Origin of the sequence: Brevibacterium renqingii (genome assembly GCF_017808105.1) — a bacterium.
Lineage (GTDB): Bacteria > Actinomycetota > Actinomycetes > Actinomycetales > Brevibacteriaceae > Brevibacterium > Brevibacterium renqingii.
In genome coordinates, this window is sequence record NZ_JADBHF010000001.1 from 554875 (window position 1) to 569650 (window position 14776).

Consider the following 14776-nt stretch of genomic DNA (forward strand, 5'->3'; position numbering starts at 1 on the left):
GGCCGAAACGGCGAGCACAGTGGGAGGCGACATGGGCGGACGCAGATTCAGGGAAGCGGTGCCGGTCATCCTGCTCACCGGCTACCTCGGCGCTGGGAAGACGAGTCTGCTCAACCACCTGCTGCGCCACCCCGATGCCCGCATCGGTGTCGTGGTCAACGATTTCGGTGAGCTCAACATCGACGCCGGCCTCGTCGTCGGGCAGGTCGACGAGCCGTTCTCGATCTCCGGAGGGTGTGTCTGCTGCCTGACTGATGACTCCTCACTCGAGGACGCGCTGGTGGCGATGACGGACCCGGAACTGCGCCTGGACGCGATCATCGTCGAAGCCAGCGGTTTCGCCGAGCCCCTGACCCTGGCGCGGATGGTCACGCGCATGGGCCGTCACCGCTTCCACCTCGGCGGGGTCATCGACGTCGTCGACGCCGCCATGCACTTCCGAACCGTCGACACGTCGCACCTCCCGCCGCTGCGCTACGCGGCCACGACGCTGGTGCTGGTCAACAAGCTCGACCAGCTTCCCGTCGCCGATCGCGAAGCCGCGGTCGAAGCGATCCGGGCCCGTGTCCATCAGCGCAATCCGCGCGTGATCGTCATCGGCACGTGCCATGCCCGCCTCGATCCCGCCCTGATCTTCGATCCGGGGGAGGGGGAGCGCGAACTGCGCGACCGGCGCCGAGGCGGGAGTGGAGCAGGCGAGGAGGCGATCCAGCCCGAGCTGCCGATCCGCGAGCTGCTGCGCCAGGCCTATGCGGAGGCCGCGGTCGAGCAGACCGGGGAGGACGAAGAGCCGGTGCCGCACCGGCATGCCCAGTCGGTGACGGTCACCGGCACCGGTCCCGCCGACCCCGACGCCGTGATGGACTTCGTCGAGGACCTGCCGCCGGGGGTGTACCGAGTCAAGGGGACGGTGCGCACCCGGGAACGGGGTCGGTGGCTGACGTTCGGCGTGCAGGCGGTCGGCCCGAACGTCTACGTCGCCGACGGCCGGCGTCGGGAAGGTGCTGCCGATTCGGGAAGCGTCCTCGTCGTCATCGGCGAAGACTTCGACGAGGCTGCGGTTCGCCGTCGGCTGCACGGTGCGCTCGCGCCGGATGAGGACGATGGGAACTCACTCGGTACCGGCGTGGAGCGGCTGCGTCACCACGTGCGTCTCCACAGCTGACCGGCTCCCGCGGTCGACCGGCTCCTATGACTGAGGCGACGGTCTGCGAGCCTGGGCGCTGACAGCGGGAGGCTCACGGTTCCTTGTCCGCGTTCAGTCGTCGGAGAGGCCGGGAAGCTCCGAAGCGGCGAAGCGGATGTGCTCCTCGGTCAGCCTCGCCGCCTCCTCGGTGTCACCGGCGACGATCGCAGCCATGATCGCCCGATGCTGAGCCTGCAGCTCGGACATGAGGCCCTGTTGGTCCTCGATCCGATTGAACGCCGCGAAGATCGAGGTGCGCAGCGACGTGCGGATCGCTCCCGTGAGATCGGAGAACAGCTGATTGCCCGCCGCCTGTGCGATGGCGACGTGGAACGCGGTGTCAGCATCGTTGAAGACCTCGAGGCTGATCCCGGGGGTGTCCATCATCGCCAGCTGAGCGTTGATCGCGGCGAGGGCGTCCTCACCGGCGCGGGCGGCCGCGAGGACGGCGCTGGAGCGCTCGAGCTGGATGCGCGTCTCCGTGACGTCGCTGAGGCTGAAGTTGGTCAAGGCCACGTGGAGGCGGAGGAAGCGGGTGAGCGCGGCCGAGGGCATCGCGGCGATGAAGGTGCCCGCACCCCGCCCGGAACCGCCGGAGGATCGGACCACGCCGAGGCTCTCGAGGACACGCAGTGCCTCGCGGACGCTCGCGCGGCTGACGCCGAGCTTGCTCGCGAGATCGCGCTCGGCCGGCAGAGGGTAGCCGACGGTCAGCGAGCCGGCCACGATCTGCTCCTCGATCGCATCGATGACCAGCTCATAGGTGTTCGCTCGGGACACCGGTCTCCATGTCGGGCCCGCGGTCGCCTCGGCGCCGGGGGATCGCGCCGATCGTGTCTCGGCGTCATCGTCACTCATGGTCGTTCCCACCGGGTCATCATGTCACGTCCCTTCTCGCAATTCCTCTCGATCCGTTCGCATCTGTTCTCCAGGCGGCTCTTGACGCAGTTCACAGACCGGTTCTATGCTCAGATTAATGGTCTGACCTCATAAAGGCCATGCTGAAACTATTCGAGTTCGGAGCGCGTTCACAGGGGAGCCGTCTCAACGTGGGCAAGCGCCGGCTGTGTTGGAGAGTTCATGTACACACCCGAAATCGCGCCGGTCGCCGACAGCCTGCTGTGGTCGTCTCTGTTGGCGATCCTGCCCCTGCTCACGATCTTCATCACGCTCGGCGCGCTCAAGTGGAAAGCCCACTGGGCCGGTCTGTCCGCTGTGGCAGTCGCTCTCATCGTCGCGATCGCCGCCTACGGGATGCCGATCGGGCTGGCCGGACTGTCGGCGACGCAGGGCTTCGCCTTCGGTCTGTTCCCGATCATGTGGATCGTCATCACCGCGATCTGGCTCTACGAACTCACCGTGCGCTCGGGGCATTTCGAAGATCTGCGGCTGGTCATCAACGTCATCTCCGATGATCCGCGCATCCAGGCCATCATCATCGCCTTCTGCTTCGGCGGTCTCCTCGAGGCGCTCGCCGGATTCGGCGCCCCTGTGGCGATCACCGGCGTCATGCTCGTGGCCGTGGGATTCACTGCCATGCGCGCCGCCGTCGTCGTCCTCGTGGCCAACACCGCTCCCGTGGCCTTCGGGGCCATCGCCATCCCGATCATCACCGCCGGCACGCTGACCGGAATCGACTACCAGGACATCGGTGCCATGGTCGGTCACCAGACCCCGTTCCTGGCCGCGATCGTTCCGCTCTTCCTCGTGATGCTCGTCGACGGGCGTCGCGGACTGCGCCAGATCTGGCCGCTGGCGCTGGTCGTCGGCGTCGTGTTCGGTTTCGCTCAGTACATCTCCTCGAACTTCCTCTCGGTCGAGCTCACCGACATCATCGCCTCGTTGGTCGGCCTCGCCGCCGTCGTCGTGATGCTGCGCTTCTGGAAGCCGAAGGGCGGACAGGACGCCCTCGACCGCATGGCCGACGAGCGTGAGCACGAAGGCGCCGATGCCCCCGACGCCGGGGGAGCGGCAGCGGCGGTCGCGACCGATGTCGAGAAGACGACCGCGCCTCTGACCGGCTCCCGCGTCTTCCTCGCGCTCTTCCCCTATCTCCTCGTGATCGTGATCTTCTCAGTGGCCAAGCTCGTTCCCGCTCTGAACAGCTGGCTGGCCTCCACCGATGTGCAGATCCCGTGGCCCGGTCTCGACGGAAGGCTCCTCACCTCCGCCGGGGAGGCGTCGGCGAGCACGATCTACAACTTCCAATGGCTGTCGTCGCCGGGAACGCTGCTGCTCATCTCCGGCATCATCGTCGCCATCGTCTACCGGATGACGGCCAAGGAGGCGCTCGACGTCTTCGTCGTCAACGTCGTCAAGATGCGATTCTCGATTCTCACGGTCGGTTCGGTGCTCGCGCTGGCCTATGTGATGAACCTGTCGGGTCAGACCATCACGATCGGCACCTGGATCGCCGGCACCGGAGCCTTCTTCGCCTTCCTCTCGCCGATCCTCGGCTGGCTGGGCACGGCCGTCACGGGCTCGGACACGTCGGCCAACGCCCTGTTCGCGACACTGCAGCAGACGGCGGCGCACGAAGCCGGCCTCAATCCGCTGCTGCTGGTGGCGGCCAACAGCTCCGGCGGCGTCCTCGGCAAGATGGTCAGCCCGCAGAACCTCACGATCGCGGCGACCGCCGTCGGCCTGCTCGGCAGGGAGGCGTCGATCTTCCGCCGGGTCATCGGATGGTCACTCGGCATGCTCGTCCTGATGTGCCTGCTCGTCGGGCTCCAGTCGACGATCCTGTCCTGGATGGTCCCATCGACCTGAGGGCCGCGGTCTGAGCCGTGGGGCCTGCGGCTCAGACCCTGAGGCAGAACAGCCGCGCCACAGCAGCCCCGCACATCATCGACAGCCCCACATACCGAACAACCCCAATTGCAACAGCAAGGAGCGATGCACCATGGTCAAGAGGCAGATCCCTCAGCCGTCCGAGATCTTCGATCTGATGAAGTTCAAGAAGTTCGAACTCGATCCGAAGAGGCGCCGTCTGGAGAACGCTCTGACGATCGAGGACCTGCGTCGGATCGCCAAGCGGCGCACGCCTGCCGCGGCGTTCGACTACACCGACGGTGCGGCCGAGGGAGAGATCTCGATGGCGCGCTCGATGCAGTCCTTCCAGGACATCGAGTTCCACCCCTCGATCCTCAAGGACGTCACCAACGTCGACACGAGCACCCAGATCATGGGCGGCAGCTCGGCCCTGCCCTTCGGCATCGCCCCGACCGGCTTCACCCGACTGATGCAGACCGAAGGCGAGATCGCCGGAGCCTCCGCGGCCGGTGCCGCCGGCATCCCATTCACTCTCTCGACGCTGGGCACGACCTCGATCGAGGACGTGAAGAAGGCCAATCCGCACGGCCGGAACTGGTTCCAGCTCTATGTCATGAAGCAGCGCGACATCTCCTACGGCCTCGTCGAGCGGGCGAAGAACGCCGGGTTCGACACCCTGTTCTTCACCGTCGACGCCCCCGTGGCCGGTGCCCGACTGCGCGACACCCGCAACGGCTTCTCCATTCCGCCGCAGCTGACCCCGCAGACGATCCTCAACGCCATCCCCCGCCCCTGGTGGTGGTGGGACTTCCTGACCACCCCGAAGCTCGAATTCGCTTCCCTGTCCGAGACCGGCGGCACGGTCGGCGAGCTGCTCGACTCGGCGATGGACCCCTCCATCGACTTCGAGGACCTCGCCGAGATCCGAGCCATGTGGCCCGGCAAATTCTCCGTCAAGGGCGTGCAGACGCTCGAGGACGCGAAGAGGCTCGCCGATCTCGGCGTCGACTCGATCGTGCTGTCCAACCATGGTGGGCGTCAGCTCGACCGCGCACCTGTGCCGTTCGAACTCCTGCCCGAGGTGGCCCGCGAGATCGGCAAGGACGTGGAGATCATCATCGACACCGGCATCCGCAACGGTGCCGATATCGTCGCCGCGCTGGCCCTCGGAGCCGACTTCACGCTCATCGGCCGTGCTTATCTCTACGGACTCATGGCCGGCGGCCGGGAAGGTGCGGATCGGACGATCGGGATCCTCGGCGAACAGGTCGAACGCACCATGCGTCTGCTGCAGGTCGCCGATGTCTCTGAGCTCAACCCCGCTCATGTGACCCAGCTGCGGCAGTTCGATCGCGACGACAGGGCCGAGATCATCGGCTCTCGCCCCGCCCGGGGCTGAGCTGCGTGCCGAGCATCTGACGAACAGGTCGGCCGGTGTCGCAGGATCGCATGATCATCGACACCGGCCGATCTCTGTCTGCCCGAAAGACTCTGTCTGTCCCTGGGGAAGCTCCGGATGCCAGAGAGATGCCTTCTGCCTTGTACGGCTCTGCTCGGATCACCGAACAATTCTTGAGTTGAGCTGATCGATGAATTCGTCGGCGGCGGCGAGCTGCTGTGCAAGTCTGTCGCGACGTTCGTGAGCATCATCGAGAAACTGCGTCAGCTCATTCGCTCCATCGGCACTTGAGGAATCGCTCCCGCGTGCACTCTCCAGCGCCCGGAGCAGGTCGCCCATCTGCTCCAGCGAATATCCCAGCGGCTTCATCCTGCGAATCAGCATCAGCTGGTCATGATCGTCTTCCGTGTAGAGGCGGAAACCTCCCGCCGACCTGCCCGAAGGAGTCAGCAGGCCTATCTGGTCGTAGTGGCGAATCGTCCGCAACGACAGCCCTGTGCGTTCAGCCAGCTCTCCGATGTGCATCATTCCGGTCTCGGGCATCGACACTCCCCTCATTTCGCGGCAACCTTTACGTTACGTTAAGGTTGGGTTCAGCGCCCGTATGACAGCGCGGCTCGTTCCCGGTTCTCACCTCCCACGTGATGTGGGGCCATGCCGATCGCGCGCAAGCGCATTCCCTTTTCAGATGGTGTCACATGACGTGCTCCCGGCCTTGGAGGCTCAAACATGACGACGAACGCGACGACCGCCGCCGCCCGAAGCCGCTATCTCCCCGATCCTTCATTGATGACCGCACTGAAGACTCCGCGTATCCTCACACGAGAAGTCCTCGCGGGGCTGGTCGTCGCGCTGGCACTGATTCCAGAGGCGATCTCGTTCTCCATCATTGCCGGCGTCGACCCTGAAGTCGGGCTCTTCTCCTCGTTCATCATGGCCGCAGCCATTGCGTTCGTCGGCGGGCGCCCTGCGATGATCACCGCTGCCACTGGGGCGGTCGCGCTCGTCATCGCGCCGGTGGCCCGTGAATACGGAATGGACTACTTCATCGCCACCGTCCTGCTTGCCGGAGTGCTGCAGGTTGTGCTCGCGGGGTTCGGTGCCGCAAAGCTGATGCGTTTCATCCCGCGCAGCGTCATGGTCGGATTCGTCAACGCTCTGGCGATTCTCATCTTCACCGCTCAGCTCCCACAGCTGATTGATGTGCCTTGGATGGTCTATCCGCTCGTTGCGACCGGTCTGGTCATCATGATCTTGATGCCGAAGATCACCAGGGTCATCCCCGCTCCGCTGATCTCGATCGTCATCGTCACTGTCGCAGTCGTGGCCTTCGCGATCAACGTCCCCACCGTGGGCGACCAAGGGGAGCTGCCCCGCAGCCTGCCGGAGCTGTTCATCCCTGACGTCCCCCTGACCTGGGGGACACTGACGATCATCGCCCCCTATTCTCTGGCGATGGCCCTTGTCGGACTCATGGAATCACTGATGACTGCGAAGCTCGTCGACGATGTCACCGATACGCATTCGAACAAGACCCGCGAAAGCTGGGGCCAGGGAGTGGCGAATATCCTCTCAGGGCTCTTCGGCGGAATGGGCGGGTGCGCCATGATCGGGCAGACCATGATCAACGTCAAAGCCTCCGGCGCCCGCACCCGCATATCGACATTCCTCGCCGGGCTGTTCCTGTTGATTCTCGTCGTTGCTCTCGGAGACGTCGTATCCGTCATTCCGATGGCCGCACTCGTTGCCGTGATGATCATGGTCTCGGTCGGCACCTTCGACTGGCACTCCATCAGACTCGCCACGCTCAGGAGAATGCCCAAGAGCGAAACAGCCGTCATGGTCATCACGGTCGCCGTGGTCGTCGCGACCCACAATCTCGCGATCGGCGTCGTTGTCGGGGTGTTCGTGGCCTCTGTGATGTTCGTCCGTCGCGTTGCGCATCTCATCGACGTCCGCCGAGAGATCCGGATGCAGGGCGATCAGGAGGTTGCTCACTATACAGTCGAAGGGCAGCTGCTGTTCGCCTCCAGCAACGACCTGACGACACTGTTCGAGTACGCTGACGATCCGGATCGAGTGGTCATCGATTTCACGAATTCGCATGTCTGGGATGCGTCGACCGTCGCCGCTCTCGATGCGATCGAAACGAAATACGAGCAGTATGGAAAATCCGTCGGGTTCGTCGGCATGAACGACTTCACGACTGCGTTCCACGCTCGACTCACAGGCGGCCTCGGCGGCGGCCACTAGGAGCAGTCCCGTCCCCTCGCCGATTCTCGCAGGGTGCATATTCTGCAGTCGTTGTCTGCGGCTTCTCTGCTCGAGACGAAATCCGAGCGCCTGGGGCGGCCATGGAGAAGTTTTCTCTTCTCCCAGGAATAAAGCCGGCCTCAGTAAAGTTGAGTCTAGTGTACGCAACTTTGATGAAGTCGGTTTGACGACCGAAACTTCGAAGAGAATACTTGAGTCCGGTTGGCTCAATGTGTGCGCTCGAGTGGATCCGCTGCTCGCTCCATGGCAGGAAATGTCGTGGAAGCTCGGCGGCGGAGCCGCCCGAGCACACGCATTGAGCCGCAGGAACTCGCTCAAAGTAAGGAGATAACGCTATGGCACGTGCAGTTGGAATCGACCTCGGAACCACGAACTCCGTCGTCACGGTCCTCGAGGGCGGTGACCCGAAGGTCATCGCGAACGCGGAAGGCGGTCGCACGACGCCGTCCGTCGTCGCTGTCAACAAGAACGGTGACTCTCTGGTCGGCGAAATCGCCAAGCGCCAGGCCGTCACCAACATCAAGAACACCGTCTCTTCGGTCAAGCGCCACATGGGCACCGACTGGACCACGGAGCTCGGCGGCAAGACGCTGTCGGCGCCCGAGGTCTCAGCTCGCATCCTCCAGAAGCTCAAGCACGACGCCGAGGAGTACCTGCAGGAAGACGTCACCGATGCAGTGATCACCGTCCCCGCATACTTCAACGATGCCGAGCGCCAGGCCACGAAGGACGCCGGCGAGATCGCCGGCCTCAACGTCTCGCGCATCATCAACGAGCCCACTGCGGCCGCTCTGGCCTACGGGCTCGAGCGCGGCAAGGAAGACGAGACGATCCTCGTCTTCGACCTCGGCGGCGGCACCTTCGATGTCTCGCTGCTGGAAGTCGGCAAGGATGAAGACGACTTCTCGACCATTCAGGTCCGGGCCACCTCGGGCGACAACCGCCTCGGCGGCGATGACTGGGATCAGCGCATCGTCGACTGGCTCGTCGGCGAGGTCAAGAACGGCTACGGCGTCGACCTGAGCAAGGACGCGACCGCTCTGCAGCGTCTGAAGGAAGCCGCTGAGCAGGCCAAGAAGGAACTGTCCTCGGCCACCAGCACCAACATCTCGCTGCAGTACCTGTCGATGAGCGAGAACGGACCGATCCACCTGGACGAGACGCTCTCGCGGGCGAAGTTCGAGGACCTGACGAAGGATCTCCTCGAGCGCACCAAGGCTCCGTTCCACGCTGTCATGAAGGACGCGGGAGTGTCCGTCAAGGACATCGACCATGTCGTGCTCGTCGGCGGCTCGACCCGTATGCCGGCAGTGTCCGCCGTGGTCACCGAACTCACCGGCGGCAAGGAACCCAACAAGGGCGTGAACCCGGATGAGGTCGTGGCAATCGGTGCTGCCGTGCAGGCCGGTGTCCTCGTGGGCGAACGCAAGGACGTTCTGCTCATCGACGTCACTCCGCTCTCGCTCGGACTCGAGACCAAGGGCGGCGTGATGACCAAGCTCATCGAGCGCAACACCCCGATCCCGACCAAGCGTTCGGAGACCTTCACCACGGCCGAGGACAACCAGCCCTCAGTCTCGATCCAGGTCTTCCAGGGTGAGCGCGAGTTCACTCGCGACAACAAGAACCTCGGCACCTTCGAGCTGACCGGCATCGCTCCGGCTCCGCGCGGCGTGCCGCAGATCGAGGTCGCCTTCGACATCGACGCCAACGGCATCGTCCACGTGTCGGCCACCGACAAGGGCACCGGCACGGAGCAGTCGATGACGATCACCGGCGGTTCCGCGCTGCCGAAGGAAGACATCGAGCGCATGGTCCGTGAGGCCGAGGAGCACGCAGAAGAGGACAAGAAGCGCCGTGAGGCCGCCGACGTCCGCAACAATGCGGAGAACCTCGCTTACCAGACCGAGAAGCTGCTGACCGACAACGAGGACAAGCTGCCCGAAGAGGTCAAGACCGAGATGCAGGGCGATGTCGACGCCGTCAAGGAAGCCCTCAAGGGTGAAGACGACGACGCCGTGAAGACCGCCTACGACAAGCTCGTCGCCAACCAGCAGAAGATCGGCGAAGCCATCTACAGCCAGCAGGGCGCCGACGGCGCCGCTGCCGGTGAAGAGGCAACCGCCGATTCCGGTGCCGAGGACGATGTCGTCGACGCCGAGGTTGTCGACGAAGAGGACGAGGAGAAGAAGTAATGACTGCCGAGGGCAACGATCAGTCGTCCGAGGAGCCAGGCTTCACTTTCAGCGACAAGCGCCGGGTCGACCCGAACACCGGTGAGGTCCGTCCCGAGGCCGACGACCAGTCGGCCTCGGCCGGGGTCGACGAGGAGCAAGTCGCGGATCCCAACTCCGATCAGGTGTCCGACGCCGATCAGACCGGAAGCGGATCCGCCGATGCCAGCGACCTCGGGGTGGACATCCCCGCCGATGCATCGGATCTTGAGGACACCGAGCCGTCGGCCGAGCCCGAACCGGGTTCGGAGGCTGCGGCCCATCTCGCGGACCTCAAGCGCATCAACGCCGAGTACGCGGCGTACCGTATGCGCGCCGACCGCGAACGGGAACGGGCGGCCCTCGGCGGCACGATCAAGGTCATCGAGGCCCTGATCCCCGTGCTCGACGAGGTCAAGCTCGCCCGTGAGAACGGCGATGTCACCGGGCCTTTCGAGACCCACGTGAATAAGCTGATCGAGTCGCTGGGCAAGCTCGGCGTCGAACAGTACGGAGAGGTCGGCGACGAGTTCGACCCGAACATCCACGAAGCGCTCATGCAGCAGCCTTCGGACGATGTCGAGAATCCGACGGTCTTCCTGGTCATGCAGCCGGGCTACCGAATCGGGGAGCGCATCATCCGCGCGGCCCGGGTCGGTGTCCAGCAACCGGAGGACTGAACGACCACGATCGCCGAGGCGGCTCCCGGAACCCCTGCGTCAGCGAACTGACGCAGGGGACCGGGCGGCCACCTCGGCGGCGGTCCGGATCGTCGGGGCGCTGGCCCCGAAGGTGCGGATTGTGAGGAGACAAGTGAATACACTGATGACAGGATTGCTGGGAAGGAAAGGAGGTGCCAGGTGAATACCGGACCTCAGAATGATTGGTTCGAGAAGGACTTCTACAAAACCCTCGGCGTCTCCAAAGATGCTTCCGATGCTGAGATCAAGAAGGCCTACCGCAAACTCGCACGCAAGTACCACCCGGATGCCAATCCCGGTGATGACAAGGCCGAGGAGAAATTCAAGGAGATCGGACAGGCGCATCAGGTGCTGTCCGACAAGGAATCGCGTGCTCAGTACGACCAGGTCCGAGCCATGGGCGGCGGTGCCCGGTTCAGTGCCGGAGCCGGAGGGCCCGGCGGTGCTGCAGGCGGCGGATTCGAGGACGTGTTCTCCGACCTCTTCGGAGGCGGGGGAAGGACACGGACCCGGACGACCTACGGCGGCGGGGGAGACGTCCCCCCGGATCTCGCAGATCTGCTCGGCGGATTCGGCGGAGGCTACGGCGGCGGGTTCGGCGGTGGCTACTCGCCGCCGGTCAAGGGGGGCGACATCAGATCGAGCACGACCCTGTCGTTCACCGAAGCGATCGACGGTGCTTCCGTCAAGCTGAATATGCCCGGCGGCAAACCGCTGACCGTGCGCACACCGATCGGCGTCAAGGACGGACAGAAGATCCGTCTGACAGGCAAGGGCAAGGCCAGTCCCAACGGCGGCGAGCCCGGCGATGTGATCCTCACTGTGCATGTGAAGCCACACCCGGTCTTCACCCGGGACGGTGACAACCTCCGCATGGACCTGCCCATCAGCTTCGACGAGGCGGCTCTGGGAGCGGAGATCAAGGTCCCGACGCTGGGCGGCATGCCGGTCAAGGTCAAGGTCGCGCCCGGGACTCCCTCGGGCCGGACCCTGCGCGTGCGCGGCAAGGGAGTGAAGACGAAGAAGGGCACCGGCGATCTGCTGGCGACGGTCGAGATCGTGGCGCCGAAGAATCTGTCCAAGGAGGCCAAGGAAGCGGTCGAGGCATTCAAGTCCGCGACCGAGGGCGAAGATCCCCGCGACGGCCTGCTGGACAAGGCAAAGGCCAGTTGAGGTGGTGAAGCACGATGCACATTTCATCGAGTGCGGCGGTGTATGTCATCTCGGTGGCCGCGGATCTGGCGGGAATGCATCCGCAGACTCTGCGGCAGTATGACCGCCTGGGTCTCGTCACTCCAGAGCGCACGGCAGGCCGGGGACGGCGTTACTCGGGACAGGACATCGCCAAGCTGCGGATGATCCAGCAGCTGTCGCAGGACGAGGGAGTGAACCTCGTCGGGATCAAGAAGATCATCGACCTGCAGAACCGGGTCGATGCGCTCCAGCACCGGAATGAGGAGCTCGAGGCCGAGGTCCGTTCGCGGATGTCGGCGCAGGAGCGCGAGGCCCGAGTCTTCGCGGCCGGCACCGTCGGCGGAGACGTTGTTTCGATCTCCCGTGGGCGTCGCCCGCAGGGCAGACCCGAGCCGGGCGCGCTGGTTCTGTACAACAGGTTCCGGCGCCGTTGAGTAGACCGGAGACGAGAAGAGCGCGGACCCGACTGGGTCCGCGCTCTTCTCGGCTGCGCCGGGTCCTGCGGCCACCGGTGAGCAGGTCAGTGAAGCTGTTGTGCAACACTGAACTCCATGAGCGAGTCCGAGAAGTTCAGAGAGGTCGCCGAATCCGCCGATGCGGCGGCCCAGGAAGCCGCCGGCAGCAGATGGTTCGAACGGGTTGCCCGCGCGGGCTTCATCGCCAATGGGCTGGTGCACGCCGTGCTCGGAGTCGTGGCCATGGCGATCGGACTCGGTCAGGGCGGCGGTGAAGCCGACCAGGCTGGAGCCGTCGGACAGATTGCGGCGGAACCCTTCGGCGTGGTGCTCATCGTCATCTGCTTCATCGGGTGCGCATTGCTGGCGCTGTGGTGCCTGATCAACGCCTTCTTCGGCTCCGCGTCGCTGCGCAGACCCGGGACTCGGGATCCACAGCAGAAGCAGGGCCGGCGCCGTTGGACCGAATTCCTCAAGACTCTCGGATTCGCGATCGCCTACGCGGTGATCGCCGCGAACTTCTCCCGGTTCGTCTTCGGGGGCGGAGCAGATTCGGGAAAGGCCAGTTCACAGGCATCGACGACAGTGGCGAGGGTCCCGGGTGGGCTCTATCTCCTCATGGCTGTCGGGGCCGTCGTCGCAGTCGTGGGCGTCGTGTTCTGCGTGAACGGCCTGCGTCGCTCGTGGACGAAGGATCTGCGCAGGCCGAGCAGTGCCGTCACCCGTTTCCTGATGGGCTTCACCGGCATCGTCGGATATCTGGGCAAGGGGGCGACGCTGCTGTCAGTGGGCATCCTCGTCGTGGTGTCGGCGGGCACCGGGGATCCGGAGGAGTTCACCGGCATCGACGGGGCGTTGAAAGGTATGCGCGACCAGCCCTATGGTCCCCATCTGCTGCTGGCCGTCGGAATCGGCTTGGTGCTCTATGGGATCTTTCTCGCTCTGCGCTCCCGCTATGACCGAATGGAGTGAACCCAGCTGAGGCAGGAAGAGCGCGAACCCGATCGGGTTCGCGCTCTTCTCATTTCACGCCGGCTCAAGTGAGCTCAGGTGACGCCTGTCAGATCTCGGAAGGATCCTGAGCGGCCTTCTTCCGACGCATGGTCAGTGCGACCGAGATTCCGCCGATGAGCAAAAGCCCTGCACCGCCGACGAGGCCGGTCAGCTCGGTGCCGGTGCGGGGCAGGTCGCCGCCGCCGTTTCCGTTGTCAGCACCGTCAGCGTCGCCTTCGTTGCCCTTGTCGTCGGCACCGTCGTTGCCGTCCTCGTCGCCGTCGCTGCCGCCGGCATTGGCATCGTCGCTGACCGAGAACTCGCCGGTCAGTTCGGCATCTCCGCAGGTGACGGTGACGTCGTAGTCGCCGATGTAGGCCGAGGCATCCGAAGAGGTGCCGTAGACGTTGACGGAGGCCTTGCCCTCGTCATCGGCCTTGGTGGTGTTCTCGTAAGCGGTGACATTCGAATCGCCCTTGGGGTTCACGACGAATTCGACGTCTTCGCCGGGCTCGCAGTTCTCGACGGCAAGGGTGACGCCCTTGTCCTTATCGATGAAATCAGCAGGCGAGACAGTTTTGGGCGAGACGGTCAGCTCGGCCTCCGCGGCAGGAGTGGTGGGCTCCTCGGTCTCCTCCTCGACAACCGTGACCTTTACGGGCTCTGATGTCGTGTCGGCCTCCTGGTCGGCGCCCCAGACGCTGTACTCGCCGGGTTCGAGAGCGGTTTCGCTCTTGACCGTGCCGCTGACCTTGCCGTTCTCATCGGCTTTGACAGTGGCTGTGCCGAAGGGAGACTGCGCCGTGCCTCCGACCAGGAGGACCTCTCCATCGGGGGTGAAGCCCTCACCCTCGACCTTGATTCCGTCCTTCTGAAGTTCCTCGGCAGTGAGTTCCTGGTCGGCGACCGAGATCTTCGGGTCAGCTGCAGGAGCTTCAGGCTCGTCGGACTCGTCGCCGGTGACCTCGAACGTCATCTGATACGAAATGTTGCTGTCTTTGGTGTCGTTGACCGTGACGGAGTAGGTGCCGACGTAGGCGGTGTCGTCCGCGCCGTAGATCTTGTGCGAGAACGTTCCCTCAGAGTCAGTCGTGGCGGTCGTCGTCAGTTTGTTGACGTTCTGGCCACTCTGAGGGGACACGATGATGTCATAGCCGTGGTCGGCTTTGAGGCCCAATCCATTGACGTCAACGCCCTTATCCTCATCCCCGAAATCTGCTTGCGACAGCTTCTCGGCGGAGAGCGTGACGACTGGCTCTTTTTCCGCGTGTGTTTCGATCGAGCCGGCGCGAGCTTTGAGGACGCCCGGGGCTGTTGTGGTCTGCGAATCGCTTGAGGCGGCCGAGGCGGGGGCCTCTGGAGCTGCGATGACTGGGGATGCGGCCAGCCCGGTGATGGCGATGGCCACTGCGGGTGCAAGGGCGAGCTTCTTCATGTATTTCCTTAGAAAATTACAGCTGGGTGTGAAGTATTGCGAATGTAACGGTAATGCAACAATGACGACACGCATAGTTGTGGTCGTTGTGTTCAGCGGTGAGTTCGGCGTGGCCGCAGAGTTCATCCCCCATTCACCGTGAACCGTGGTTTCG

General features: G+C 64.5%; 12 protein-coding genes. 9 read left to right on the forward strand and 3 right to left on the reverse strand.

The genetic code is table 11. The annotated features are described in order from the left end of the window. The first annotated feature begins 31 nt into the window (after nucleotides 1-31). On the forward strand, nucleotides 32-1165 hold the full coding sequence (locus IHE57_RS02355) for a CobW family GTP-binding protein (protein ID WP_209324009.1): 1134 nt from the start codon (nucleotides 32-34) through the stop codon (nucleotides 1163-1165). Nucleotides 1166-1258: 93 nt separating this feature from the next. Here IHE57_RS02355 and IHE57_RS02360 read toward each other — a convergent pair whose 3' ends face one another. After that, the gene (locus IHE57_RS02360) at nucleotides 1259-2044 is read right to left on the reverse strand and encodes a FadR/GntR family transcriptional regulator (protein WP_209370524.1); all 786 of its coding nucleotides are present in this window, start codon (nucleotides 2042-2044) and stop codon (nucleotides 1259-1261) included. Between the two features lie 222 nt (nucleotides 2045-2266). On the opposite strand from IHE57_RS02360, the gene IHE57_RS02365 reads away from it, so the two are divergent. Next, nucleotides 2267-3955, forward strand: a complete 1689-nt coding sequence (locus IHE57_RS02365; protein WP_209324007.1) for an L-lactate permease — start codon at nucleotides 2267-2269, stop codon at nucleotides 3953-3955. Between the two features lie 133 nt (nucleotides 3956-4088). Beyond that, complete coding sequence (locus IHE57_RS02370) at nucleotides 4089-5357, forward strand: alpha-hydroxy acid oxidase (protein ID WP_209324006.1); 1269 nt, start codon at nucleotides 4089-4091, stop codon at nucleotides 5355-5357. A gap of 159 nt (nucleotides 5358-5516) precedes the next feature. Here IHE57_RS02370 and IHE57_RS02375 read toward each other — a convergent pair whose 3' ends face one another. Beyond that, nucleotides 5517-5900, reverse strand: a complete 384-nt coding sequence (locus IHE57_RS02375) for a MerR family transcriptional regulator (protein ID WP_209324163.1) — start codon at nucleotides 5898-5900, stop codon at nucleotides 5517-5519. A gap of 186 nt (nucleotides 5901-6086) precedes the next feature. Here IHE57_RS02375 and IHE57_RS02380 point away from each other — a divergent pair, with 186 nt between their 5' ends. The 6 genes from IHE57_RS02380 (at nucleotide 6087) to IHE57_RS02405 (ending at nucleotide 13166) form a co-directional block, all read left to right on the forward strand. Next, the gene (locus IHE57_RS02380) at nucleotides 6087-7610 is read left to right on the forward strand and encodes a SulP family inorganic anion transporter (protein WP_209370526.1); all 1524 of its coding nucleotides are present in this window, start codon (nucleotides 6087-6089) and stop codon (nucleotides 7608-7610) included. A gap of 356 nt (nucleotides 7611-7966) precedes the next feature. Continuing rightward, nucleotides 7967-9826, forward strand: a complete 1860-nt coding sequence (dnaK, locus tag IHE57_RS02385) for a molecular chaperone DnaK (protein WP_209324004.1) — start codon at nucleotides 7967-7969, stop codon at nucleotides 9824-9826. Further along, complete coding sequence (locus IHE57_RS02390; RefSeq protein WP_209324003.1) at nucleotides 9826-10524, forward strand: nucleotide exchange factor GrpE; 699 nt, start codon at nucleotides 9826-9828, stop codon at nucleotides 10522-10524. Before dnaK ends, IHE57_RS02390 begins: the two co-directional genes overlap by 1 nt. Before the next feature lie 180 nt (nucleotides 10525-10704). After that, nucleotides 10705-11718 carry a DnaJ C-terminal domain-containing protein gene (locus IHE57_RS02395; RefSeq protein ID WP_209324002.1) on the forward strand — a complete coding sequence of 338 codons (1014 nt, stop codon included), beginning with the start codon at nucleotides 10705-10707 and terminating at the stop codon, nucleotides 11716-11718. A gap of 14 nt (nucleotides 11719-11732) precedes the next feature. Further along, entirely contained in the window at nucleotides 11733-12173 is a 441-nt protein-coding gene (locus tag IHE57_RS02400; protein WP_209324001.1) for a heat shock protein transcriptional repressor HspR, read from the forward strand. Nucleotides 12174-12290: 117 nt separating this feature from the next. After that, complete coding sequence (locus tag IHE57_RS02405; protein WP_209324000.1) at nucleotides 12291-13166, forward strand: DUF1206 domain-containing protein; 876 nt, start codon at nucleotides 12291-12293, stop codon at nucleotides 13164-13166. 88 nt (nucleotides 13167-13254) lie between these two features. Here the strand turns inward: IHE57_RS02405 and IHE57_RS02410 are convergent, their stop codons facing one another. Further along, nucleotides 13255-14622, reverse strand: coding sequence for an LPXTG cell wall anchor domain-containing protein (locus IHE57_RS02410; RefSeq protein WP_209323999.1), 1368 nt, complete (start codon nucleotides 14620-14622; stop codon nucleotides 13255-13257). Nucleotides 14623-14776: the final 154 nt, after the last annotated feature.

Coding starts and splice junctions, on each gene's coding strand:
- IHE57_RS02360 (WP_209370524.1), bottom strand. CDS start 2,044: ATGAGTGACGATGACGCCGAGACACGATCGGCGCGATCCCCCGGCGCC.
- IHE57_RS02365 (WP_209324007.1), top strand. CDS start 2,267: ATGTACACACCCGAAATCGCGCCGGTCGCCGACAGCCTGCTGTGGTCG.
- IHE57_RS02355 (WP_209324009.1), top strand. CDS start 32: ATGGGCGGACGCAGATTCAGGGAAGCGGTGCCGGTCATCCTGCTCACC.
- IHE57_RS02405 (WP_209324000.1), top strand. CDS start 12,291: ATGAGCGAGTCCGAGAAGTTCAGAGAGGTCGCCGAATCCGCCGATGCG.
- IHE57_RS02390 (WP_209324003.1), top strand. CDS start 9,826: ATGACTGCCGAGGGCAACGATCAGTCGTCCGAGGAGCCAGGCTTCACT.
- IHE57_RS02380 (WP_209370526.1), top strand. CDS start 6,087: ATGACGACGAACGCGACGACCGCCGCCGCCCGAAGCCGCTATCTCCCC.
- IHE57_RS02410 (WP_209323999.1), bottom strand. CDS start 14,622: ATGAAGAAGCTCGCCCTTGCACCCGCAGTGGCCATCGCCATCACCGGG.
- dnaK (WP_209324004.1), top strand. CDS start 7,967: ATGGCACGTGCAGTTGGAATCGACCTCGGAACCACGAACTCCGTCGTC.
- IHE57_RS02400 (WP_209324001.1), top strand. CDS start 11,733: ATGCACATTTCATCGAGTGCGGCGGTGTATGTCATCTCGGTGGCCGCG.
- IHE57_RS02375 (WP_209324163.1), bottom strand. CDS start 5,900: ATGCCCGAGACCGGAATGATGCACATCGGAGAGCTGGCTGAACGCACA.
- IHE57_RS02370 (WP_209324006.1), top strand. CDS start 4,089: ATGGTCAAGAGGCAGATCCCTCAGCCGTCCGAGATCTTCGATCTGATG.